Source organism: Actinopolymorpha alba DSM 45243 (assembly GCF_000373925.1).
In the GTDB taxonomy this organism is placed as follows: domain Bacteria; phylum Actinomycetota; class Actinomycetes; order Propionibacteriales; family Actinopolymorphaceae; genus Actinopolymorpha; species Actinopolymorpha alba.
In genome coordinates, this window is the sequence record NZ_KB892708.1 from 303688 (window position 1) to 325830 (window position 22143).

The window sequence follows — 22143 nt, forward strand, 5'->3', positions numbered from 1 at the left end:
GCCCCGCGCGGCGGAGGCGTCGCTCGGCGGGCCGGCCCGGGCGCGGACGCTCTAGAGTGAGCGGGGTGACGTCCTTCTCGCCACCTGCCACTGACCTGATCGACCGGCTCGCCCGCGCCCGCGCCGTCGCGGCATCCGCTGGGGTTGACGTTCTGCTCGTCTCGCCTGGGCCGGACCTGCGCTATCTCACCGGTTACGACGCGAAGCCGCTCGAGCGGCTCACCTGTCTCGTCCTTCCGGTGGAGGGTTCTCCCGCGCTGGTGGTGCCGGCCCTGGAACGGACCGCCGCCGAGGCGGCCGGGGCCGACGCGCTCGGGCTGGAGATCGTGCCCTGGCAGGAGACGGATGACGCCTACGCACTGGTCGGCACGTTGCTGCCCGGTGGCGTACGCCAAGCGGCGCTTGACAACCACATGTGGGCGGAGAAGGTGCTCGCCTTCCGTGCGGCGCTTCCCAGCGTGGAGCAGACCCTCGCCGGCGAGATCCTGCGGGAGCTGCGGATGCGCAAGACCACCGCCGAAGTCGAGGCCCTGGGGGAGGCGGGGGCCGCCATCGACCGCGTGCACGCGCGGATCGGAGAGTGGCTACGCCCGGGCCGCACCGAACGCGAGGTCGGCCGCGACATCTATGACGCGATCCTCGCCGAGGGGCACGTCCAGGTCGACTTCGTGATCGTCGGCTCCGGCCCCAACAGCGCCTCCCCACACCACGAGGTCTCCGATCGGGTGATCCAGCGGGGCGAGCCGGTCGTTGTGGACATCGGCGGCACCACCGAGGCGGGTTACTGCTCTGACGAGACCCGCACCTACGTCGTGGGAGGCGAGCCTGACGACGAGATCCGGCGCTACTACGACGTACTCCAGCGCGCCCAGGCGGCGGCCACCGCGCACGTCCGGCCCGGGGTCACCGCCGAGTCCGTCGACGCGGTGGCCCGCCAGATCATCAGCGACGCCGGCTACGGCGAGGCGTTCATCCATCGCACCGGCCACGGGATCGGGATGGAGAGCCACGAGGATCCCTACATCGTCACCGGCAACACCCTCCCGCTCGAGCCCGGCATGGCGTTCTCGATCGAGCCCGGCATCTACTTCGAGGGCCGCCACGGTGCCCGGATCGAGGACATCGTCGTGGTGACCGAGGACGGCGTCGAGTCGCTGAACGTCCGACCGCGTGATCTCGTGGTCGTCGATGGCTGACCGCCGAGGCACTGAGGCGGTACGGTGACCGGCGTGGAGCAGATCGACCGACAGATCGTCCGGCTGCTCGCCACCAACGGCCGGATGTCCTACACAGACCTGGGCAAGATGACGGGTCTGTCAACCTCGGCTGTGCACCAGCGGGTCCGCCGGCTGGAGCAGCGCGGGATCATCAAGGGCTACGCCGCGGTGGTCGACTACGAAGCCCTCAACCTGCCGTTGACAGCCTTCGTGTCGATCAAGCCGATCGACCCGAGCCAGCCCGACGACTCGCCAGACCTGTTGATCGACGTTCCCGAGATCGAAGACTGCCACTCGGTCGCGGGCGACGAGAATTACCTGCTCAAGGTCCGGGTGGCAAGCCCTGGCGCGCTCGAGGAATTGCTCGCGCGGATCCGGGCCAAGGCCAATGTCTCGACCCGCACGATCATCGTGCTGTCGACGCCCTACGAACAACGCCCGCCCGCGGTCTAGGGCGCCGCTGGTCGAGTTGTCATAGGTTTCTCGGTCTCTTAGCCGAGAAACCTATGACAACTTGGGGTTTCGCCTTGCACGGTGACAACTGGTCGCGGGCGGCGTTACCTCACCAAGCCCGTGGTGGGTTCACCACGCGCAGGAGCCTGGTGAACCCACCGGCAGCCTCGTGATGGGCAGTCCATCGCAGATGAGGCCATTCAAAACTCCATGCGAGTTCCAGGTCCCCTTGGTTGGGGCCCCAAATGATCACGTATACGTGATCATTTGGATCCTCACGCCACTGTGCGGCGACCAGGAGTTTTGAATAAGCCCTCACTGCGTACAGCAAGGGCATCCAGATTCTGGACTCAGTCGGGTCCTTGTCGCGGAGGAGGCCTGCTTGCCGCTATAGTGCACCGTGCAATAAAGAACGATGCACGAATCTGAGGGAGGAGCGGAACCATGGCGCGCCGGCGTAAGCAGGAAGACCTGGTCGGCCTGACCGTGCTCGCTCTTCTCGTGCAGGGGCCGCGGCACCCCTACGAGCTCCACCGGTTCATCGTCGACACGCACAAGGACTACATCACGGGCCTGCCCCGCAGCCTCTACCACGCGGTTGACCGCCTGGCCCGGGACGAGCTGATCGTCCCCGTCGAGACCCACCGCGAGGGGCGGCGACCGGAACGCACCGTCTACGAGATCACCGCGGACGGCCGAGCCGACCTGGCCGGACGACTGCGCCGCCTGCTCGAAGATTCAGGCGTCGACGGCGCGACCTTCGCCGCCGCGATCTCGCTGATGGGGTGCCTTCCGCCGGGCGATGTCGAACGCTGCCTCGCCACCCGCGCCGCGAGCCTCGAAGGCGCGATCGCGTCCCTGGACGGTGTGGCCTCGAGCCAGATCGAAGGCGGCCTTCCCCGTCTCCTCGTTCTGGAGTTGGAGTACGAGAGCGCCGTGAAGGCGGCCGAGCTCGCCTGGGTCCGCAGCCTGCTGGACGAGATACGCGCGGGGAAGCTGCGCTGGTCAGCGACCCTCAGCGGCGAGGACCTCGGTGCCGTTCACGCCTACCTGACGCGAGAGTCCACGCCGCCGGGAGGTCGATCGACCGACACCTGACAAAGGCCTCGGCCGGGTGCGCCAACACCCGGCCGAGCCCGACCCGAACGACTCCGCGTTCGCACGCAGCCGGCCGTCCAGGACCTACGCCAGTAACGATAGCCAGGCTGCGGCTCGCGGAGTGGACCCCCGTCGCGGGGTCGTCCATCCCTTCCGTTCCGAAAGAACTGGAGTCGCAGATGTCCGACGAGAGTGCGATCCACGCCCTACTGCAGCGCCTCGTGGCGGCCTGGAATGCGGGCGACGCGCGCGCGTTCGCGGAGCTGTTCACGCAGGACGCTGACTACATCACCTTCTTCGGCGCCCACCTCCACGGCCGGACGGCCATCGAGGAGATCCACCGGCCGTTGTTCGAAGGACCGCTCAGGGGATCTCGCCTCAGCGGCGGCACCCAGAGCCAGTCCAACTCCTCCGTCAGGCTCCTCCGTCCCGACGTGGCCGTGGTGGTGACGACCGGTGGTACGACGCTCGCCGGTGCCGACGCACCTGACCCTGAACGTGACTCGATCATGACGCTCACCGCGGTCCGGGAGGCCGGCGGCTGGCGGTTCGCGTCGTTCCAGAACACCCGCCGGACAACTCCGCCGGTTCTCGCCGGCAGCGCCCCAGCGGGGACGGGGGTGCAGCGATGACCGTCCGACCAACCGCGACCGGGCACGCTGATCCCGCCCTCGAGCCTCTCCGTACGTCGCGGGTCGCGCTCCTCACGACGTACCGCCGCGACGGCGCGGGGGTCGGCACCCCGGTCGGCATCCAGGTGACCGGGGACCGGGCCTACTTCACCACCCGGTCAAGGACGTGGAAGGTACGGCGGCTGGCACGTGATCCGCGCGCCACGGTGGCTCCCTGCAACCGGCGCGGGCGGGTCACCGGGGAGGCGGTCGAGTGCGTCGTTCATCGGCTGGACGACGTGGACGTCTCGTCGTTCCAGGCGAGGTTCTGGGTTCTCGTGTACCGGCTCTTCTACCGCGACACACCCGTGCGGTACGAGCTGCGACCGGTCCAGGGCGCGAGCCGGTCCGGCGACGACGATCCTGACCGGATGGGCTGACCAGTCGCGGTCCGCCGGGAGAACGCCGCCGAGGCAGGGTGGGTCGCGGGCTCGGGGCGCCGGACCGGATCGCTAGGCTGGCCGGCCTATGACAGATCGGTCGGCGGTGCGGTCGCGGCGGTCCTCCGCACGGAGGTCGGAGCAAGCGTCGGGGGCCGGGTCCACGAGCCGGATGTTCGTGCTCGCGGTCCCGGGCCTCGCCACCCTGGTCAGGCGCGAGCTCGCGGACCTGCCGGGCATCCATGTCACTGACACCGGCAACGACGGTCGCGCGGACGTCCTGCTGTGCGAGGTCGACCCGGGCCGCGAGCGGGCCCTGCTCGAGCTCCGCAGTGTCGAGGATGTGTTCGTCGAACTCGGCCGCACGCTGCGGACCGAGGGGGACCGACCGCCGTGGATCGCGCGCCGGCTCCTGCGGCCGGCCCGCCTCACGAGCGCAGTCAACCTCTGGCGCCGGCAGAGCGGCGCCGGTCAACCCCGGCGCGGGCGTCGGGAGGGGCCGCCGACCTACCGCGTGGTGGCGAGGGTTCTCCAGGAACGCGCCTGGAACCGCACCGAACTCCGCCGCGCCCTTTCCGGTGGGGTGGCGGCCGCGGAGCCGTCCTGGCGTACCACCGACCCGGCGCAGCTGGAGCTGTGGGCGTTGGAGTATGCCCGCGGCCGGTTCGTCGCCGGCCTCCGACTCACGACCGCGGCGATGCGCCAACATGGCGGCCGGAGATCCGAACGCCCGGGCGCCCTGCGGCCGACGGTGGCCGCGGCAATGGTGGCGCTGGCCCGTGACCCAGCGGCCCGGGCGACCCGCCCGGTGCGGGGGAGAGGCTCGACATCCGCCGGCATGCTGCTCGATCCCTGCTGCGGCTCCGGCACCATCCTCGCGGAGGCCAAGGCATCGGGGTGGGGCGTCGAGGGCCGCGACATCGATCCGAGCGCGGTGTCGGCCAGCCGGCGGAACGCGTCCGTGGCCAGCGTGCACCAGGGCGACGCCCGGGAGCTCGATCTCGATGACGCGTCGGTCGACGCCTGCGTGTCCAACCTGCCGTTCGGCCGGCAATACGGCGTGCAGGGCGAGCCGGGAGCGTGGCTTGCCGACGTCCTGTCCGAGATGGCCCGGGTGACACGGACGGCCGGAAAGGTCGTCCTTCTGGTCCCCGACATCCCGAAGGCCGCCATCCCTGCCGGGCTGCGGCTGCGTGACCGGCACCCGCTCCGGTTGCTCGGCGCCAGCACGGCGATCTGGGTCTACGAACGGCGATGATCGGGGTATGCCCGACGAGGTCCTGGGGCTTCCGTACATCGCTCCGATGCTGGCGACTCCGGGTGCGATGCCGCGCCCGGCTGATGAGCAGCGGTGGGCGTTCGAGATGAAGTGGGACGGCGTACGTGCGATCGCGTACGCCGCGGGTGGGCGCCTGGCTCTGCGAGGACGGTCCGGGCGGGACTTCACGTCGACCTATCCGGAGCTGTCCGGGCTCGCCGACGTCCTGGACGGCCGCGACTGCGTGCTCGACGGCGAGGTGGTGGCCTTCGACGAGCAGGGCCGACCGAGTTTCGAGGCACTCCAGTCCCGGATGCATGGGCTGCCAGGCCGCGGCCGGGGTGGTGCCGGTGTCAAGGCAAGCTTGCGGCCGGTGGCGTACCTGCTGTTCGACCTCCTGTATCTGGACGGCATGCCGTTGCTGGACCAGCCGTACGCCGCTCGCAGGGAGACCCTCAGCGCGCTCGGCCTGGCCGGACCGAACTGGCAGACCCCGCCCACCTTCCCCGGAATGGGGGCGGATGCCCTGGACACCAGCGCCCGGCAACAGCTGGAGGGTGTGGTCGCGAAGCGGCTGGACTCGAGGTACGAACCAGGACGCCGCAGCCCCGCCTGGATCAAGGTCAAGCATCTGCGTACGCAGGAGGTCGTGATCGGTGGGTGGCGGATCGGTGAGGGTTCGCGCGCGGGCACCTTCGGGTCATTGCTGTGCGGCGTCCACGAGCGGGGTCGCCTGATGTACGCCGGCCGGGTGGGCACCGGCTTCACCCAGGAGACCCTCGCGGCCCTGGCCGCAGAACTCGCGCCGCTCGCGCGTGCGACCTCACCCTTCGACGAACCCGTGCCCACCGCTGACGCCCGGGACGCGCGCTGGGTCGAGCCGGTGCTGGTCGGCGAGGTGGCCTTCGCCCTGTGGACGCGGGACGGCCGGTTGTGGCACCCGTCCTGGCGAGGCCTGCGTGCTGACAAGGATCCCCGCGACGTCGTCCGCGAGCCGTAGCGGGCGCACAGGAGGGGCTCGATCGCGCCGCATGGACGGTCATGTCCGACCTCGAGCGGGTCGTTCGCACCGTCCTCGAGGAGCAGCGGAGGATCGACGTACTCGTGAACAACGCCGGGATCGGGCTCCACGGCGCTGTCGAGGATGTGCCGATCGATCGGGCGCACAACCAGTTCGAGGACGACACGCCACGGAAGTTGCGGGAGACCTCCGGGCGCGAGGCGTACCAGCAGATCGCCGTGGCGATGGCAGCGCGAGCGGAGACGGCGCTCAATCAGGCCAGCAAGGCGTCCGATCCCTCGGTCATCGCGCGGGCCATCCGGAAGGCGATCGAGTCTGATGCGCCGCGGGCCCGCGACGACGGGAGTCTTCCGCCCGGCAGCGACGTGGAGATCCTCTGTCGGCATGTCACAGGTGGCCGGGCTGTTGTCTCGTCTCGGGTCTCGAAGAAAGGGTTCTGAGAGGAACGCACACTCCCATAGCAAGGGGCCGGTCATGAGCGAGCAGACCACACACCAGAAGATCGCGCTGGTTACCGGGGCGAACAAGGGGATCGGCCGTGCGGCTGCCGAGCAGCTCGCTGCGCTGGGCACGACGGTCCTGATCGGGGCCAGAGACCCGCGGCGCGGCGAGGAGGCCGCTGCGGAGCTGCGCGCGGCAGGCGGCGACGCGCACGCGGTCACCCTGGACGTCACCGACCAGGCCACCGTCCGGGAGGCCGCCAAACAGATCGAGGCGCGCTTCGGCCACCTCGACGTGCTGATCAACAACGCCGGCATCAGCGGTTCCGGGCAGGTGTCACCCCAAGACGCCTACGACCAGATCCCCAGCACCGTCGATCTGGACATGGTCCGGGCGGTGTTCGAGACCAACGTCTTCGGGGTTATCGCGGTGACCAACGCCATGCTGCCGCTGCTGCGGCGGTCACCGGCACCGCGCATCGTCAACGTCAGCTCGCACGCCGCGTCGCTTACCCTCGCCAGCGACCCGGAGGGCCCCTTCGCTTTGCTCCTGCCGTCGGCGGCGTACTCGCCGTCCAAGAGCGCGCTCACCGCGTTGACCGTGCAGTATGCCAATGAGCTGCGGAAGGACGGCATCCTCGTCAATGCGGTCGCTCCCGGCTACGTCGATACCGACAGCAACAACCACACCGGGTTCCTCACCCCAGCGCAGGGCGCCGCCGTCCTGGTGAGTCTGGCCACCCTCGGCGCTGACGGGCCGACCGCCGGGTTCTTCAGCGAGGAGGGCCCGGTGCCCTGGTGAGGGTGGTCCCTGACCACATGTCACAGATGGGCCGGGGCGTCTTGTCTCGGGTGTCACAGACAGGCTCTGATCAGGACGGTGATGGTCATGCGGGTGTTCGTCGCAGGCGGGACCGGGGTGTTGGGCCGGCGGCTTGTGCCGCAGGCTCACCAGTTGCGGGCGACGGGGCTCGGCTGGCAGCTGCGCCACCCCTCTTGGCGGCAGGGCTTCCGGGAGGAGCTGGCGTGACCCGGGTCGAGGAGTTCCAGGAACTACGGCCGCTGCTGTTCTCGATCGCCTACCGGCTCCTGGGCAGTGTGAGCGAGGCCGAGGACGCGGTGCAGGAGACCTGGCTGCGTTATGAGGCCGCCCCGACACCACCCGCCTCGGCCAAAGCGTTCCTGTCGGCCGTGGTGACCCGGATCTCGATCGACGTGCTGCGCTCGGCCCGTGCCCGGCGGGAGGAGTACGTCGGGCCGTGGTTCCCCGAGCCGCTGCTGACCGACCCATACCAGGACCCCGAGCGGTCGGCGGAGCTGGCCGACTCGCTGTCGATGGCGGCCCTGCTGCTGCTCGAGCGGCTCAGCCCGCTCGAACGCGCGGTCTTCGTACTACGAGAGGTGTTCGGATTCGAGTACCCCGAGATCGCGTCGGCCGTAGGGCGATCGGAGGCCGCCTGCCGCCAGCTCGTCGTGCGGGCGCGCCGTCACCTGGACGCGGGCCGGCCCCGGTTCGAAACCGATCGCAAAGAGCGCGACGAGCTCGCCGGGCGATTCCTCGACGCCTTCCGGGACGGGGACGTCGACGGGCTGCGGGAGTTCCTCGCGGCCGACGTCCAGATGGTCGGCGACGGTGGCGGCAAGGCCCCGCAATGGGCCGACCGCTTCATCGGTGCCGAGAACGTGGCCCGGGTGCTCGCCGCGCTGGTTCCGCTGTTCGCCCGGATCGGAGCGAAGGTGGAGCCGCACCAGATAAACGGCCAGCCAGGCGCGATCTTCCGCGACCGGGACGGCAAGGTCCTCAACACCTGGGCGCTCGACATCCTCGACGGGCAGATCCAGACGATCCGTACGGTGAACAACCCCGACAAGCTCGGGCACATGGGTCCCGTGGCGGATGCCTGGGCGGCCCTCCGCGAGGCGAACCAGGCTCGCCGGCCCACAGATTGAGCCGTGTTGCCAAAAATGATCACGTATACGTGGTCATTGCATGCCTTGCATGGCATCGACACCATGCGAGGCAGGTAATGACCACGTATACGTGATCATTTGGCTCCCCAACGAAGGGGACCTGGAACTCGCAGGGAGTTCTGAACAGGTCTCATCGCCTACAGCGAACCAACTCGGTGCAGCGACTTCCTAGTTGACCGGCTTGTTCTCAGAGGAGTTTGCGATCTCGACGAGTGCGTGCAGCGCGCCTATGAGGTCACGGGCGGACGGTGCGTTCTCCGGGTCGATCAACCATTGCAGGATCACGCCGTCGAACAGAGCGATGTGGAACGACGCGATCGCCTGGGTGCTCAGATCGCTGGATCCGATGAACTTCCCCGACTCCGCGACGTATCTCTCCCGCATTCGTTGGTAGTAGCTGGCGAGGAGCTCGCGGAGTTCCTCGGAGTGCTGTGCCTGGGCGAACGCCTCGATGTTGGCGACCATCAACGGGCGAAGCCGGTCGAATGCGTCGATCATCCAGGCCCAGAGTGCCTCGATCTGCTCGAGCCCGGTGGCGCCGGTGGGGGCGATTTCCTGCGCGACCCGGACGAGTTCGTCATCCCACTCGCCGTACGCGTCGATCAGCGCGGCGGTGAGGAGCGCTTCCTTCGAACCGAAGTGGTAGCCGATCGACGCCAGGTTGGTGCCGGATGCCGCGACGATGTCGCGGGCGGTGGTACGCGCGTAGCCGCGCTCGAACAGGCACTTCTTGGCGCCGACGAGCAGTGCCTCCCGATGTCCCACAGGGCCGATGCTACCCCCAACATCTATACGCCCGTTCTATACGTACGTATAAGACGTTTGTATAGTTGCCGCATGACTGACGCTGCGACGAAGGCCGGCTGGAAGGAGTGGATCGGGCTCGCCGTGCTCGTTCTGCCCTGCCTGCTGGTCTCGATGGACCTGTCCGTGCTGTTCTTCGCGCTGCCGTTCCTCAGCGCGGATCTCGCGCCGAGCGGCACGCAACTGCTGTGGATCATGGACATCTACGGCTTCCTCCTGGCCGGCATGCTGATCACGATGGGGTCCCTCGGCGACCGGATCGGCCGGCGGCGGCTCCTGCTCGCCGGAGCGGCGACCTTCGGGCTCGCGTCGATCCTCGCGGCGTACTCCACGAGTGCGGGCATGCTCATCGCCTCCCGCGCACTGCTGGGTGTCGCCGGCGCGACGCTGGCGCCCTCCACGCTGGCGCTGATCCGCAACCTCTTCCACGACTCCGCGCAGCGCCGCTCGGCGATCGGGATCTGGACGGCCGGGTTCGCCGGGGGAGCGATGCTCGGCCCGATCGTCGGCGGTCTGCTCCTGGAGCACTTCTGGTGGGGGTCGGTGTTCCTGCTCAACGTGCCGATCATGGTGCTGCTGCTGGTCGCGGGCCGCGCGCTGCTGCCGGAGTTCCGCGACAGCGGGTCCAGCCGGTTCGACCTCCTCGGCGCGCTGCTCTCGCTGGCCTTCGTGCTACCGGTCATCTACGGCATCAAGAAGCTCGCCGAGGACGGCCTCGGACCAATGGCTGTCCTGGCGCTCGTCGGTGGGCTGGTGGTCGGTGTGGTGTTCGTACGCCGGCAGAAAGGGCTGGCCGATCCGGTTCTCGACGTGCGGTTGTTCCGTGACCGGACCTTCAGCGCGTCGATCGCCACCAACGCGCTGACGATGTTCGCGCTCGCGGGTCTGAGCCTCTACAGCTCGCAGTACCTCCAACTGGTGCTCGGCATGCGGCCGCTCACCGCTGCCCTGTGGTCGCTTCCGTCCTTCCTGGGGATGCCGATCGGGGTGGCGTTCGCGACCGTGGCGACGCGACGGATACGTCCGGCGTACGTCATCGGGGCCGGCCTGCTCGTGGCGGCGCTCGGTTTCGCGATGCTCACCCAGCTCGAGGTCGACTCCAGCCTGGCGGTCATTCTCGCGGGCGGCGCGGCGATGGCCGCCGGCGTCGGCGCCGTCGCGACCCTGGTCACCGACCTGGTGGTGGCCGCCGCGCCACCGGAGCGAGCGGGTGCGGCGTCAGCGCTGTCGGAGACGGGTGCGGAGTTCGGCGGCGCGCTGGGCATCGCGGTCCTCGGCAGCGTCGGCGTCGCGGCGTACCGCGCGAACGTCGGTGCGGCGGTGCCGGCATCGCTGCCAGCGGAGGCCTTGAACGCCGCTCGGGAGACGCTCGGTGGAGCCGCCGAGGTGGCCCGTGGCCTGCCCGAGCGGGTGGGTGAGGCATTGCTGCGAGCGGCCCGCGAGGCGTTCGTCGACGGACTGCAGCTGACTACGGCGATCGGTTCCGCGATCATGGTGGCCGCGGCCGTCGTCGCCACGATCATGCTGCGCCACCTGCGTCCCGAGTCGGACCAGGACGTCCCTTCCGAGCCCGTGACCACCGCACGGCACGAGTAACTGGCGCGCGTAGGCGCTTAGAGGTCGCGCGACCTCTAAGCCCGCGCGGGCCGGGTACCCGGCGGGAGTGATCCGGTCTCGGCGGCGTGCCCGAGATAGTCCAGCAGGATCCGGCGCAGCTCCCGCGCGGCCCGCGGTGGTTCGACGTCCTTGCGGTGCGCGAGCCCGATGGTGCGGTGCAGGCCGGGCCCCGCGAACGGCGTCACCCGTACGGAGTCCCGACGGTCAGCGACCATGGTGGGGAGTACGGCGACGCCGAGCCCGGCCTCGACGAACCCCAGGACCGCGTCCATCTCCCCGCCTTCCACGGCGAGGGTGGGTTCGAAGCCGGCCGCCCGGCACTCTCCGACCGTGAACTCCCGCAGGTCGTAGCCGCGGCGGAACATCACCAGCGGAAGGTCACGTAGGTCCTCGATCCGGATCCGCGGCGACGCCACCGGTGCCGGCTCGCTCGCCGCCGAGACGACGACCAGGTCCTCGTGCAGGAGTTCAGTGGTGGCCAGGGCCGGGTCGGTGCTCTGCAGCGGAAGGATGATCAGCGCCAGGTCGAGGCTGCCGCTCGCGAGTTCGCGTACCAGATCGCGCGAGCCTCCCTCCTCCACCAGCAGGCGGATGCCGGGGTACTGCCGGTGGTAGGCCCGCAGCACTGTCGGCAGGAGGCCGGTACAGAGGCTGGGGGTGGCGCCCAGGCGGACCCGGCCGCGCCGCAGCTGCGCGAGTTCCTGTACCTCGTGCCGCGCGGTGTCGGTGTCGGCGAGGATCCGCTTGGCCAGGGGGAGGAGCGCCTCTCCGGCGTCCGTGAGGGTGATGTTGCCCCGCGCGCGGCTGAACAGGTCGGCGCCGAGTTCGCGCTCCAATGCCTTGATCTGTTGGGAAAGCGAGGGTTGGGCGACATGCACGCGTTCGGCCGCCCGGGTGAAGTGGCGGGTCTCGGCCACGGCGACGAAGTACGCGAGCTGTTGGAGCTGCACAGCTTCAACGATAGCCGCACCCTATGGAGTCCAGCTCGATCATGTCTTGGACCTCTCACCCTCAGGGCTCTACGGTCGAGAACCATGGCATTGGCGACTGGAACGGCGCGCCCGTCCGCCGTTCGAACGCTGTGGTCATCCACCGTGGGCAAGAAGGCCGTCATGGCCGGCACCGGCGTCCTCATGCTGTTGTTCCTGGTGGCCCACATGCTCGGCAACCTCAAGGTCTTCTTCGGCCCGGAGGAGTTCAACTCCTACGCAGGCTGGCTACGCACCATCGGCGAGCCAGTGCTTCACGCCAGCTGGTTCCTCTGGCTGCAGCGGTTCGGCCTCATCGCCTGCGTGGTGCTCCACGGTGTCGCGGCGTACCAACTCAGCCGGCGTGATCTCGCCGCCCGGCCCACCAGGTACCAGCACCGGCCGCCGGCCCGCGCGAGCTACGCCACCCGCACGATGCGGTGGGGCGGCGTCATCCTCGCTCTCTTCATCGTCTGGCACATTCTCGACCTGACGACTCTCACTGTGAACCCGCTGGGCAAGCCGCACCATCCGTACGAGAACGTCGTCGCGGACTTCCAGGTGTGGTACGTCAACGTGATCTACATCGTCGCGATGCTCGCGCTCGGCTTCCACATCCGGCATGGGTTCTGGAGCGCGGCGCAGACACTCGGCGCCAACAGCCGCGACCGCGACCGCCTTCTGAAGGTGACCGCCAACGTTCTGGCCGTCGCCCTGACCGCCGGATTCATCGCCGTCCCCGTCGCCGTCATGATCGGAGTGGTGAGCTGACATGACCACCTACACGTCGTACACCGTCGGCGACCCGATCGCCGACACCAAGGCTCCTGACGGGCCGATCGCTGAGCGCTGGAGCCGGCGCCGGTTCGAGGCGAAGCTGGTCAACCCGTCCAACCGCCGTAAGCACACGGTCATCGTGGTCGGCACCGGTCTCGCGGGCGGGTCGGCCGGCGCCACGCTGGCCGAGCAGGGCTACCGCGTCGTGCAGTTCTGCTATCAGGACTCGCCGCGGCGCGCACACTCGATCGCCGCGCAGGGCGGCATCAACGCCGCCAAGAACTACCGGAACGACGGCGACTCGGTGCACCGGCTCTTCTACGACACCGTGAAGGGTGGGGACTTCCGCGCCCGCGAGTCCAACGTCCACCGGCTTGCTGAGGCGTCGGTGGAGATCATCGATCAGTGCGTGGCTCAGGGCGTGCCGTTCGCCCGGGAGTACGGCGGCCTGCTCGACACCCGGTCCTTCGGCGGCGTCCAGGTCTCGCGCACCTTCTACGCCCGGGGCCAGACCGGGCAGCAGCTGCTGCTCGGCGCCTACCAGGCACTGTCCCGCCAGATCGAGGCGGGCAACGTCGAGATGCACGCCCGGACCGAGATGCTCGACCTGATCGTGGTGGACGGGCGGGCTCGCGGCATCGTCGCGCGTGACCTCGTGACGGGCCAGATCTCGGTCCATCTCGCGGATGCCGTCGTGCTCGCGTCCGGCGGCTACGGCAACGTCTTCTACCTGTCGACGAACGCCAAGAACTCCAACGCGAGCGCGATCTGGCGGGCCCACCGGCGCGGTGCGTACTTCGGTAACCCCTGCTTCACCCAGATCCACCCCACCTGCATCCCGCGCTCGGGTGACCACCAGTCCAAGCTCACCCTGATGAGCGAGTCGTTGCGTAACGACGGCCGGATCTGGGTCCCGAAGGCGAAGGCTGACACCAGGTCGCCCGACCAGATTCCCGAGGCCGAGCGCGACTACTACCTCGAACGCATCTACCCGTCGTTCGGCAACCTGGTCCCGCGCGACATCGCCTCCCGGGCCGCCAAGGTCGTCTGCGACGACGGGCATGGGGTGGGGCCGGGCGGTCAGGGCGTCTACCTGGACTTCGGGGACGCGATCGCCCGGATGGGTCGAGACAAGGTCGCCGAGAAGTACGGCAACCTCTTCGAGATGTACGAACGCATCACCGCCGAGGACCCCTACTCGCGGCCGATGCGTATCTACCCCGCGGTCCACTACACGATGGGCGGGCTCTGGGTCGACTACGACCTCTCCACCACCGTTCCCGGACTCTTCGCGATCGGTGAGGCCAACTTCTCCGACCACGGCGCCAACCGGTTGGGTGCCAGCGCCCTCATGCAGGGTCTCGCGGACGGCTACTTCGTCCTCCCCGCGACGCTCAACGACTATCTCGCCCGCGCGTCGCACGATGCTGTCGAGCCCGACCATCCGGCCGTCGCCGAGGCGGTCGCCGACGTGGAGGACCGGCTCAACCTGCTTCTCGCCATCGACGGCGACCGTACGCCGGACTCCTTCCACCGCGAGCTTGGTGAGCTCCTGTGGGACGAGTGCGGTATGGCCCGGAGCGAAGCGGGTCTACACAAGGCCCTCGACCGCATCCCCGAACTCCGTGAGGAGTTCTGGCGCCGGGTCAAGGTGCCTGGCACTGGCGCGGAACTCAACCAGTCGCTGGAGAAGGCCAACCGGATCTCCGATTACCTGGAACTCGCCGAGCTCATGTGCCTCGACGCGCTGCACCGCTCCGAGTCCTGCGGTGGCCACTTCCGCGTCGAGAGCCAGGCCGCCGACGGCGAGGCGGTGCGCGACGACAAGGACTTCTCCTACGTCGCGGCCTGGGAGTTCACCGGCTCGGGGAGCGCGCCGGTGCTGCACAAGGAAGCGCTGGACTTCGAGTACGTCCACCCCACCCAGCGGAGCTACGCATGACAGCCGCCACCCACGGGACGACCTCCACGTCCACGATGAAGCTCACCCTCCGGATCTGGCGCCAGCATTCGCCCGAGGACGGGGGCTCGATGGTGACGTACCAGATCGAGGGCGTCAGCCCGGACATGTCGTTCCTGGAGATGCTCGACGTCCTCAACGAGGACCTCATCCTGCGCGGTGAGGAACCAGTCGCCTTCGACCACGACTGTCGCGAGGGTATCTGCGGCGCGTGCGGGATGGTCATCAACGGCCGGGCGCACGGACCCGAGCGGACGACCACCTGCCAGCTGCACATGCGGCAGTTCTCCGACGGCGACACCATCGACATCGAACCATGGCGGGCCGCGGCATTCCCGGTCGTCAAGGACCTGGTCGTCGACCGGTCGGCGCTCGACCGGGTGATCCAGGCTGGTGGCTACATCACGGCACCGACAGGTAGTGCGCCCGAGGCGCACGCCACCGCCGTACCCAAGGAAGCCGCCGACTTCGCCTTCGAGCACGCGGAGTGCATCGGCTGCGGCGCGTGCGTCGCGGCCTGCCCGAACGGCTCGGCGATGCTCTTCACGAGCGCGAAGGTCAACCACCTCAACGTCCTGCCGCAGGGTGCGCCGGAGCGCGAGGGCCGGGTGCTCGACATGGTCGCGGCCATGGACGAGGAGGGGTTCGGGGGCTGCACGAACTCGGGGGAGTGCACCATTGCCTGCCCGAAGGGGATTCCGTTGCAGAGCATCGCGGACATGAACCGCGAGTTCTTCCGCGCGGCGACCAAGCGGCGCCGCTGACGGCGACTGTCGTACGCGGGCGCACACGCTGAACCAACGCGGGCGTCGACCTGGTGGAGGCGCCTCGGCTTCTTTGCCGAAACTCCTCCGCCAAGTTCGGGGCGTGCCGCAGGTGGTGTCTCACATTGTGTATGCCTCCTGCCGTGCGCGGCGGCGGGGTATGTTCCCACCAGGCAAGGGAACTTGCCGCGTGAGGTGGGAACTTGCCGTGTGAGGTGCAGCAAAGGGTGTACGCCATTCGAGACGCTGCTGTATTCAGTGAGAGGCTTATTCAAAACCCGGTCCCGCCCGACAGCTTGCTGTGCCCTGGCCCGAGCGGTGGTCGACGTGGGACCCGGCGGCGATGTGGCAGTCCAGGCAGCCATGCTCACCGAACCTTGAGTAGATGCCCACTTTCGCGCGGGAACTGGGCATCTAGTCGAGGTTCGACGCAAGGCCCTTCAGATCTGCCCACGATATGAGAGAAGTCCTTTGGTCTGGTCGACTTGTCATAGGTTTCTCGGTCTGTTAGCCGAGAAACCTATGACAACTCGGGGAGCCTCATTCGAAACCCTTTACGCCGGCAGGTCGCGGCATCGTGAAAGCAGCGGGAGGCGACGTGGCGGAGGCACGACCAAGATCATTTCTGGAAAGCGGCCCAGGCTTCGCGCGAAACCTGGGCGATTTCTGTAAAGTTGATCATGGCCCGGTTCCCGCTCAGATCCAGCAACCTCTCCGGCGCCAGAGGTTTTGAATAAGCCACTGAGATCGTGAAGACTTCAGGGGGTTATAGCACCCCAAAGTCTTCACGATCTGAGATGGGCTCGCCCATCCGAGGCAGCCGCGCCCGCCAGCTGCCGGACCTTACGTGGCAAATGCTTACCTCACGTGGCACATTTCCGATTGCATGGCGGGAAATTCCGCGTACCCACACCGGAGAAGGCGTAGACAAAGACGGTTCCCGAAGCACGCTCGGTATTGCGGTCCCGGTCTGCCTGCATCAGGGTGGACCCCCGAATTGTCAGAGGTTTCTCGGTCTTTTAGCCGAGAAACCTCTGACAATTGGCAAGCTCAGAGGCCAACCTCGGCGAGGGTGATCCACACGTCCGGAGGAAGCTCTGGTTTGCCTGGCACGGGACGGCCTTCCTCGTGCCAGGCGTCGCCGGCCTCGGCTGTCGCCACCCGGCGCCAGAAGTGCGCGGCTGCGGGGTTCTCCTCCTGGAACGGGATCTGCCACGGGCCAGGGTGTAGGCGGAAGAGCGCGAGGGCGGCGTGGTGTCCGACGCGCTGGCGCCGCGCCGCGCGGACGACGAAGAACTCGCCCACCACTCGGTGTTCGCCGTTGACCCCGCGCACGAAGGCGAACCCCGCCACTCTGGAGTCGCTGAACATCAGGTACGCACGCCGGTCCGGGTCTTCCAGAAACGACGGGAGCCGGCCGAGCGAGAAGGTCCCGTCCGCATCCGGCATCATCCCGCGAAACTCCGACAGGTCATGCCGGTAGAGCTGCCACAGGCGTTCGAGAACGGGCCGGGTCTCCGGGGTCACGGGATGAAGGCTTACGTGTGTACTCACCTGCGTAGCCTGGCAGCGGCGCCGTCGGCGTGAGCTGACGGGTAAGCCCGGAAAGCCACGGGCGGACGGCCGGTCAGCTTGTGCCCCCACCCGTCCGTCGAAGCTCAGCCCGATCCGGGATCGTCATCCGGCATCGTCATCAGGCATCGAGTCGAGGTGGCGTTCGAGCGCGTCGAGGCGGCTCGCCCACAGCCGGCGGTACGGCGCCAGCCACGCGTCGATCTCCTCCAGTGGCTCAGGGCGGAGTTCGTACCACCGCCGCTGGGCATCCTGCCGGACCCGCACGAACCCGTTGTCGCGCAGCACCCGGAGATGCTTGGAGGTGCCCGGCTGGCTGAGTCCGAGCTGGTCCACGAGCTCGCCGACGGACCGGGGGCGTTCGAGGAGTAGGTCGAGGATCCGCCGCCGGGTCGGCTCGGCCAGAACGTCGAAGGTCGTCGCCATGCCTTGAATATAACCGATAGGTAATATAACTGCCAGCCGGGAGGCCGAAGTCAGCCGGCAGGCTCGTGAGCGGGCGGGCCCGTGAGCTCAGCCGGCCCAGGGCTCAGTACGCCGAGGCTCGGATGGCGAAGACCGACCGCTGGTTGGGGTGTTCGGTCAGCGACCACAACTGGTCACGGTCGCCCCAGTACGACACGTCCTCCGGCCCGATCGGCAGCGTGTCGTAATGCATGGCCACCGAGCCACCCGGCCGGAAGGTCGCGAGGTCGCCCTTGTTGGAATCGCCGTCGCTGGTGGACAGGTAGAACTTCCCGTTGATCGCCGTCGCACCCTGCATGCTGGTCACCGACATGTCGTACGCCTCGGTGCCGGGCGTGAGCCCGTCAGAGGAGGCGCGCAGCAGCCGCGTGGTGTAGTCGAGCGGGAACCTCACCAGGCGGGTGCCGGTGCCCGGATAGCCGTACTCGCCGACGACCACGCTGTCCGGTGTACTGGTGCGGTCGAGAGCGGCGAAGGAGAACCTGAGGTGGGGGTACCCACCCGCCGTCGACCGGGTGTCGCGGAAGGCCTGCGGTAGAACGTACTTGTAGCCGAACGCCTGGTAGCTTCCGTCCGCCTGGAGGCCGATCTTCGTGCTGTCTCCGGTGGTGACCCGCCAGATGTGGCGGAGGTCGAAGACGCGGAACCCGATGTTCGTGTCCGCGACGTAGAGGTAGTAGCCGTACCAGAACATCCCGCCGGCGTGGATGTTGACCGAACGGAACGACGCCTTGCCGTCTGACCGGGTGTAGGGCTCGACCAGCAGGGTGTGGCGGTACACCGGTGCGGAGGTGTTGGACCAGTCGACGAACGACACCCGCACGCCCTTGTCGATGCCGTCGTCGGCGGCGTCGTACCAACTGGTCATGATCACCCTCGCGCCCTCGTATGTTCCGGCGGCGTAGGCGTCGGCGGAGGTCGTGATGGCCTGGGGGTACCACGCGGTGGTCGCAGCGTCGCCGGAGTTCCAGCAGAACGCTACGACTAGGACAGCTGCTCCGGGCGAGCACCTGCTGGCGGTCCGGTTGGCGTCGGCGACGACGTCCGGCACCGAGACGTTGGGCAACGCGGCGTCGAGGTCGTGAATGAGGCCGGAGTACGCCGACTTCGTAAGCCGGAAGTTCGCGGCGTTCAGGGTGCTCGCGGCATCGGCGGCGGGGACCGGTAGCAACCACGCGGACACGAGGAGGAGGGCTGTCGTCAGGCCGAGCAGTGACCTTTGTCGCACCATGTCGGGTCTCCGGAGTCGAATCGCCGGGAGGGGTGACCGATCTGCCCGCATGATGCGGCGGCGAGGACGTCGCGTTCGGCTCCTGGCATCAAGCGGCCACGGGGGACATGGGCCGTCGCCACCTGCTGCCCGGACCGATGGGGGCCGGCCAACCGTGAACGAGTCTGGGGGCGGGCCCACGCGGGCTACGCCCGCCTGGGCCCGCCCCCACCTCGACGATCAGCCCGGCGCGAGACCCGCGAGGCAGGTCGGCGACCATGTGGTGACAGTACGCCGTTCGAGGAGGTCGTCGTGCCCGATTACCGCGTCCGCCGGGTCCGCGAGTCCGACGTCGATGCCGTGGTGGCTCTGATCCACGAACTCGCCGCGTACGAGCGCGCCGCGGACGAATGCCATCTGAGGGCGGCGCAGCTTCGCGAGGCGCTGTTCGGTGCGGCGCCGGCCCTCTTCGCCCATGTCGCGGAGGTCGATGGTGTCGTTGTCGGATGTGCGGTGTGGTTCCTGAACTTCTCCACCTGGCGTGGGACGCACGGCATCTATCTCGAGGACCTCTATGTCCAGCCCGCACACCGGGGTTCGGGTTTGGGCAAGGCTCTGTTGACAGCGCTCGCGGAGGAGTGCGTACGACGCGGATACGCCCGGCTCGAATGGTCCGTTCTGGACTGGAATGCGCCTTCGATCGATTTCTACAAGGCGCTTGGCGCGCTGCCGATGGAGGAGTGGACGACGTGGCGGCTCACCGGATCCGCCCAGCAGCAGCTCGGGTCAGGCGCCGAGGCATAGGCAGAAGAGCACGTTCACAGGCTCTTATACCTCCACGGATGACTTCTTGTCGTAGGTGAGGATGACGGTGCCGCGCTCGAGCGCGCGGTTGTCCACGAGCGTGAAGTGCGTGGGGGAGAAATCACTGGTGAACAAGGGGATTCCGGTGCCGATGACGATGGGGTACAGCTTGATGACGAGGGTGTCGATCTCGTCGAGCAGCGCACCGGCCAGGCGTGAACCGCCCGTCAGGTAGATGTCCTTGCCGGCTTCGGCCTTCAACTCCCGGATCTTGTCCACCAGGTCGCCGGAGATGATCTCGACCGTGGGATCGGGGGATTCCTTCATGCTCTCCGAAACGACGTACTGGCGTAGATGGGCGTACGGGCTGGTGATCCCGATCGCAAGGGCGGGTTCGTAGGTGGCGCGCCCCTGAACGCCGGTGTCGAAGGTGGGGTTCTCGACGTCAACGCCGAGTTGCTGGCGAACATGCGTCGGCAGGGTGTCGGGGTAGGCCTCAACGATGAAGTCGATGACGTCCTGCGACACCGGAAAGAAGTCGAATCCGCCATCGGGTGCGGCGATGAAGCCGTCGATGGTCATGCCGATGTAGTAAACGAGCTTGCGCATGTCCCATACCTTCTCACCGCTTGGTGGCGCGGGACGTGTCCTGGGCCGCGGCTGGCTCGGACTCTGCCTCGGCTAGCCTGTCGAGGAACTCCGCGACGACGGTGAGCTGTTCGGTGGTGTAGCCGCGGGCGATCGCCGCGACGCGCCGCGAGCGGCAACTCTGGTGGGCCAGGTGTTCGTCGGCCAGCTCGATGACGACCTTGCGGCGGTCATCGACGCATCGGACCCGCCGGACGTATCCCGCGCGCTCCAGCCGGTCGATCGTCCCGGTGATCGTGCCTGAGGAGCCGATGCCGCTCCGCTGCCCAAGTTGTCCAGGACTCAGGGGTCCGTGCAACACCAGCAGATTGAGGAAGTTCGCCTCGCAGGTGCTGAGGGTGAGCCCGGCTTCGGCTCCGTCCAGGTGGTCGGTCCGCGCGGAGGCGGCTCCGAAGCGGCTCAGGGCAGCCTCGATCTGACCCAGCAGGCAGCGCTTTTCTGACTGGCTTGCCAATGGCCGACCTCCCCTCATAATCTGTCGTCTAGACGACAGAATCGCCTGAACGACAAAGTTGTCTCAACGACAAGTCTCGAACCAAGCCTGTCGCCTCCCAAAGATTTTACGGACCCCAAGCCATGGAGGAGCATGCCGTGAACGCCGACACCGCGTCCGCCGCCCTCGCCGAGCGCGAGCCGGCCCCGACCCCTGATCCGCGCCGGTGGTACGCGGCGGTGGTCCTGATCGTGGCCTTCATGCTGGACCTGATCAACGTCACGATTGTCACCGTCGCCCTTCCGAGCATCCAACGCGACCTGCGCGCCGGAGCCACCGACCTGGAATGGATCTCGGCGGCGTACCTGCTCGCCTTCGCGGTCGCGCTCATCACGTCCGCGCGGTTGGGGGATCTCTTCGGCCGTAAACGCGTCTTCCTGCTCTCGATCGCGGCGTTCGGACTGACCAGCCTCGCGTGTGCCCTGGCTCCCAACGTGACCGTGCTGATCGCCGCACGCGTCGCCCAGGGACTGGCGGCGGCCGGGATCGCGCCACAGGTCCTCAGCACCATCTACGGGATCTTCGATGGCAGGGAGCGAGCCTCGGTGTTCGGGCTGTTCGGCATCGTGGCCAGCGTTGCCCAGGCGCTCGGCCTGGTGCTCGGCGGCGTTCTCGTCAACGCGAACCTGGCCGGATCTGGCTGGCGGATGGTCTTCGTGGTCAGTGTCCCGATCGCCGCCGTTCTTGTCGTCCTGGGTGCCCGTCTGGTGCCGGAGACGCGGGTGCCGGGCGCGATCCGGCCGAACATCTGGTCGGCCGGCGTCCTCACGGTGGGACTGGTCGCGGTCATCGTGCCGCTCCTGGAAGGCAGCCGTCTCGGCTGGCCGCTCTGGTGCTGGCTGTGCCTGGTCGGCGGCGTGCTGGCCGTCGTGCTGTTGGCTGTCGTCGAAGCGCGCCAGGGCACGCGGCAGACCGCCCCCCTGCTGCCGGCCGATCTCCTCAGGATCCGGTCAGTCGGCTCGGCGCTGCTGATCCAGTTGATCGTGTTCGCCGCCTTCAGCGGTCTCCTGCTGGTCCTGACCCTGTGGGTGCAGAACGGCCTGGGCTACTCGCCCCTGCGGGCCGGCGTGGTCACGATCGCGTTGTGTGCCGGCGCGATGTCGATGGCCCCGCTGGTCGGCCGCCTGGTCATGAGGTTCGGCCGAAGCACTGTGGGTGCTGGCTGTGTGCTCGGCGCGCTCGGCGCGCTCGCCCTCCTGCCCGCTGGCTTGGCCACGCCGGACGTCGGCGCCTGGTCGATCGTGCCCGGGCTGGTGCTGCTCGGTGCCGGTATCAACCTGATCATGCCGCCGCTCACCACGCTCTTCATGGCCGCGGTGCCGGCACGGCACGCCGCGTCGGCGTCGGGGATCCTGAGCACCGGGCAGCAGTTCGCCGGGGCGTTGGGTGTGGCCGTTCTCGGTGCGCTCTTCTTCTCGACGCTGGGCGCTGGCGACTATCGGGCGGCGTTCACCACCACAGCGATCGTGATCGCGGCGTCCATGATCGTCTGCGCACCCCTGTGTCTGATGCTGGCGCGTCGCGAGGAGAGCGCCTCGACGTGATGGCCGTA

The 22143-nt window shown here is 68.4% G+C and carries 24 protein-coding genes; 17 read left to right on the plus strand and 7 right to left on the minus strand.

Annotation, left to right across the window (positions count from 1 at the left end; translation table 11 throughout):
- Nucleotides 1-65 precede the first annotated feature (65 nt).
- The 11 genes from B141_RS0103875 to B141_RS0103925 all read left to right on the plus strand — a co-directional run bounded on the left by B141_RS0103875 (nt 66) and on the right by B141_RS0103925 (nt 8488).
- Nucleotides 66-1196, plus strand: coding sequence for a M24 family metallopeptidase (locus B141_RS0103875; protein ID WP_020573859.1), 1131 nt, complete (start codon nt 66-68; stop codon nt 1194-1196).
- Nucleotides 1197-1229: 33 nt separating this feature from the next.
- Nucleotides 1230-1670, plus strand: coding sequence for an Lrp/AsnC family transcriptional regulator (locus B141_RS0103880; protein ID WP_026256888.1), 441 nt, complete (start codon nt 1230-1232; stop codon nt 1668-1670).
- Nucleotides 1671-2114: 444 nt separating this feature from the next.
- Nucleotides 2115-2768, plus strand: coding sequence for a PadR family transcriptional regulator (locus B141_RS0103885; RefSeq protein ID WP_020573861.1), 654 nt, complete (start codon nt 2115-2117; stop codon nt 2766-2768).
- Between the two features lie 179 nt (nt 2769-2947).
- Nucleotides 2948-3400 carry an SgcJ/EcaC family oxidoreductase gene (locus tag B141_RS0103890; protein ID WP_020573862.1) on the plus strand — a complete coding sequence of 151 codons (453 nt, stop codon included), beginning with the start codon at nt 2948-2950 and terminating at the stop codon, nt 3398-3400.
- Complete coding sequence (locus B141_RS45240; protein ID WP_020573863.1) at nt 3397-3819, plus strand: PPOX class F420-dependent oxidoreductase; 423 nt, start codon at nt 3397-3399, stop codon at nt 3817-3819. Before B141_RS0103890 ends, B141_RS45240 begins: the two co-directional genes overlap by 4 nt.
- An 88-nt stretch (nt 3820-3907) precedes the next feature.
- Nucleotides 3908-5077, plus strand: a complete 1170-nt coding sequence (locus B141_RS45245; RefSeq protein WP_085944431.1) for a TRM11 family SAM-dependent methyltransferase — start codon at nt 3908-3910, stop codon at nt 5075-5077.
- Nucleotides 5078-5084: 7 nt separating this feature from the next.
- Nucleotides 5085-6077, plus strand: a complete 993-nt coding sequence (ligD, locus tag B141_RS0103905) for a non-homologous end-joining DNA ligase (protein ID WP_020573865.1) — start codon at nt 5085-5087, stop codon at nt 6075-6077.
- A gap of 41 nt (nt 6078-6118) precedes the next feature.
- Complete coding sequence (locus B141_RS50540; RefSeq protein WP_020573866.1) at nt 6119-6538, plus strand: hypothetical protein; 420 nt, start codon at nt 6119-6121, stop codon at nt 6536-6538.
- A gap of 34 nt (nt 6539-6572) precedes the next feature.
- A complete protein-coding gene (locus B141_RS0103915; RefSeq protein WP_020573867.1) occupies nt 6573-7340 on the plus strand; it encodes an SDR family oxidoreductase in 768 nt (255 codons plus the stop codon).
- Nucleotides 7341-7418: 78 nt separating this feature from the next.
- Complete coding sequence (locus B141_RS48980) at nt 7419-7568, plus strand: hypothetical protein (protein ID WP_157180779.1); 150 nt, start codon at nt 7419-7421, stop codon at nt 7566-7568.
- Entirely contained in the window at nt 7565-8488 is a 924-nt protein-coding gene (locus B141_RS0103925; protein ID WP_020573869.1) for an RNA polymerase sigma-70 factor, read from the plus strand. The genes B141_RS48980 and B141_RS0103925 overlap by 4 nt, the downstream gene beginning before the upstream one ends.
- A 189-nt stretch (nt 8489-8677) precedes the next feature.
- Here the strand turns inward: B141_RS0103925 and B141_RS0103930 are convergent, their stop codons facing one another.
- A complete protein-coding gene (locus B141_RS0103930) occupies nt 8678-9274 on the minus strand; it encodes a TetR/AcrR family transcriptional regulator (RefSeq protein ID WP_020573870.1) in 597 nt (198 codons plus the stop codon).
- A gap of 72 nt (nt 9275-9346) precedes the next feature.
- Between B141_RS0103930 and B141_RS0103935 the strand changes: the two genes are divergently transcribed.
- Nucleotides 9347-10909: an MFS transporter gene (locus tag B141_RS0103935; RefSeq protein ID WP_020573871.1), complete on the plus strand. Its 1563-nt coding sequence runs from the start codon at nt 9347-9349 to the stop codon at nt 10907-10909.
- A gap of 35 nt (nt 10910-10944) precedes the next feature.
- On the opposite strand, the gene B141_RS0103940 is transcribed toward B141_RS0103935, so the two are convergent.
- A complete protein-coding gene (locus B141_RS0103940) occupies nt 10945-11880 on the minus strand; it encodes a LysR family transcriptional regulator (protein WP_020573872.1) in 936 nt (311 codons plus the stop codon).
- Between the two features lie 84 nt (nt 11881-11964).
- Here B141_RS0103940 and B141_RS0103945 point away from each other — a divergent pair, with 84 nt between their 5' ends.
- Genes B141_RS0103945 through B141_RS0103955 form a run of 3 tightly spaced genes read left to right on the plus strand, consistent with a single transcriptional unit; the run spans nt 11965 to nt 15399 of the window.
- The gene (locus B141_RS0103945; protein ID WP_051113947.1) at nt 11965-12669 is read left to right on the plus strand and encodes a succinate dehydrogenase cytochrome b subunit; all 705 of its coding nucleotides are present in this window, start codon (nt 11965-11967) and stop codon (nt 12667-12669) included.
- A 1-nt stretch (nt 12670) separates the two neighbouring features.
- Nucleotides 12671-14617, plus strand: a complete 1947-nt coding sequence (locus B141_RS0103950; RefSeq protein ID WP_020573874.1) for a fumarate reductase/succinate dehydrogenase flavoprotein subunit — start codon at nt 12671-12673, stop codon at nt 14615-14617.
- Between the two features lie 35 nt (nt 14618-14652).
- A complete protein-coding gene (locus B141_RS0103955) occupies nt 14653-15399 on the plus strand; it encodes a succinate dehydrogenase/fumarate reductase iron-sulfur subunit (protein ID WP_026256889.1) in 747 nt (248 codons plus the stop codon).
- Between the two features lie 1050 nt (nt 15400-16449).
- Here B141_RS0103955 and B141_RS0103960 read toward each other — a convergent pair.
- The 3 genes from B141_RS0103960 to B141_RS0103970 all read right to left on the minus strand — a co-directional run bounded on the left by B141_RS0103960 (nt 16450) and on the right by B141_RS0103970 (nt 18667).
- Complete coding sequence (locus tag B141_RS0103960) at nt 16450-16953, minus strand: GNAT family N-acetyltransferase (RefSeq protein ID WP_040420394.1); 504 nt, start codon at nt 16951-16953, stop codon at nt 16450-16452.
- Between the two features lie 123 nt (nt 16954-17076).
- On the minus strand, nt 17077-17397 hold the full coding sequence (locus B141_RS0103965) for an ArsR/SmtB family transcription factor (protein WP_020573877.1): 321 nt from the start codon (nt 17395-17397) through the stop codon (nt 17077-17079).
- Between the two features lie 103 nt (nt 17398-17500).
- Nucleotides 17501-18667: a hypothetical protein gene (locus B141_RS0103970; protein ID WP_020573878.1), complete on the minus strand. Its 1167-nt coding sequence runs from the start codon at nt 18665-18667 to the stop codon at nt 17501-17503.
- Between the two features lie 291 nt (nt 18668-18958).
- On the opposite strand from B141_RS0103970, the gene B141_RS0103975 reads away from it, so the two are divergent.
- Nucleotides 18959-19450, plus strand: a complete 492-nt coding sequence (locus B141_RS0103975) for a GNAT family N-acetyltransferase (protein ID WP_020573879.1) — start codon at nt 18959-18961, stop codon at nt 19448-19450.
- A 24-nt stretch (nt 19451-19474) separates the two neighbouring features.
- Here B141_RS0103975 and B141_RS0103980 read toward each other — a convergent pair whose 3' ends face one another.
- Nucleotides 19475-20059 carry a dihydrofolate reductase family protein gene (locus tag B141_RS0103980; RefSeq protein WP_020573880.1) on the minus strand — a complete coding sequence of 195 codons (585 nt, stop codon included), beginning with the start codon at nt 20057-20059 and terminating at the stop codon, nt 19475-19477.
- Nucleotides 20060-20072: 13 nt separating this feature from the next.
- The gene (locus B141_RS38755) at nt 20073-20552 is read right to left on the minus strand and encodes a MarR family transcriptional regulator (protein ID WP_020573881.1); all 480 of its coding nucleotides are present in this window, start codon (nt 20550-20552) and stop codon (nt 20073-20075) included.
- A gap of 137 nt (nt 20553-20689) precedes the next feature.
- On the opposite strand from B141_RS38755, the gene B141_RS38760 reads away from it, so the two are divergent.
- On the plus strand, nt 20690-22135 hold the full coding sequence (locus tag B141_RS38760) for an MFS transporter (protein ID WP_063828562.1): 1446 nt from the start codon (nt 20690-20692) through the stop codon (nt 22133-22135).
- Nucleotides 22136-22143 lie beyond the last annotated feature (8 nt).

What these genes read in the sequence shown, in the direction of transcription:
- B141_RS0103885 (WP_020573861.1), top strand. Translation starts at nt 2,115, where the DNA reads ATGGCGCGCCGGCGTAAGCAGGAAGACCTGGTCGGCCTGACCGTGCTC.
- B141_RS0103890 (WP_020573862.1), top strand. Translation starts at nt 2,948, where the DNA reads ATGTCCGACGAGAGTGCGATCCACGCCCTACTGCAGCGCCTCGTGGCG.
- B141_RS45240 (WP_020573863.1), top strand. Translation starts at nt 3,397, where the DNA reads ATGACCGTCCGACCAACCGCGACCGGGCACGCTGATCCCGCCCTCGAG.
- B141_RS45245 (WP_085944431.1), top strand. Translation starts at nt 3,908, where the DNA reads ATGACAGATCGGTCGGCGGTGCGGTCGCGGCGGTCCTCCGCACGGAGG.
- ligD (WP_020573865.1), top strand. Translation starts at nt 5,085, where the DNA reads ATGCCCGACGAGGTCCTGGGGCTTCCGTACATCGCTCCGATGCTGGCG.
- B141_RS50540 (WP_020573866.1), top strand. Translation starts at nt 6,119, where the DNA reads ATGTCCGACCTCGAGCGGGTCGTTCGCACCGTCCTCGAGGAGCAGCGG.
- B141_RS0103915 (WP_020573867.1), top strand. Translation starts at nt 6,573, where the DNA reads ATGAGCGAGCAGACCACACACCAGAAGATCGCGCTGGTTACCGGGGCG.
- B141_RS0103935 (WP_020573871.1), top strand. Translation starts at nt 9,347, where the DNA reads ATGACTGACGCTGCGACGAAGGCCGGCTGGAAGGAGTGGATCGGGCTC.
- B141_RS0103945 (WP_051113947.1), top strand. Translation starts at nt 11,965, where the DNA reads ATGGCATTGGCGACTGGAACGGCGCGCCCGTCCGCCGTTCGAACGCTG.
- B141_RS0103950 (WP_020573874.1), top strand. Translation starts at nt 12,671, where the DNA reads ATGACCACCTACACGTCGTACACCGTCGGCGACCCGATCGCCGACACC.
- B141_RS0103955 (WP_026256889.1), top strand. Translation starts at nt 14,653, where the DNA reads ATGAAGCTCACCCTCCGGATCTGGCGCCAGCATTCGCCCGAGGACGGG.
- B141_RS0103965 (WP_020573877.1), bottom strand. Translation starts at nt 17,397, where the DNA reads ATGGCGACGACCTTCGACGTTCTGGCCGAGCCGACCCGGCGGCGGATC.
- B141_RS0103970 (WP_020573878.1), bottom strand. Translation starts at nt 18,667, where the DNA reads ATGGTGCGACAAAGGTCACTGCTCGGCCTGACGACAGCCCTCCTCCTC.
- B141_RS0103980 (WP_020573880.1), bottom strand. Translation starts at nt 20,059, where the DNA reads ATGCGCAAGCTCGTTTACTACATCGGCATGACCATCGACGGCTTCATC.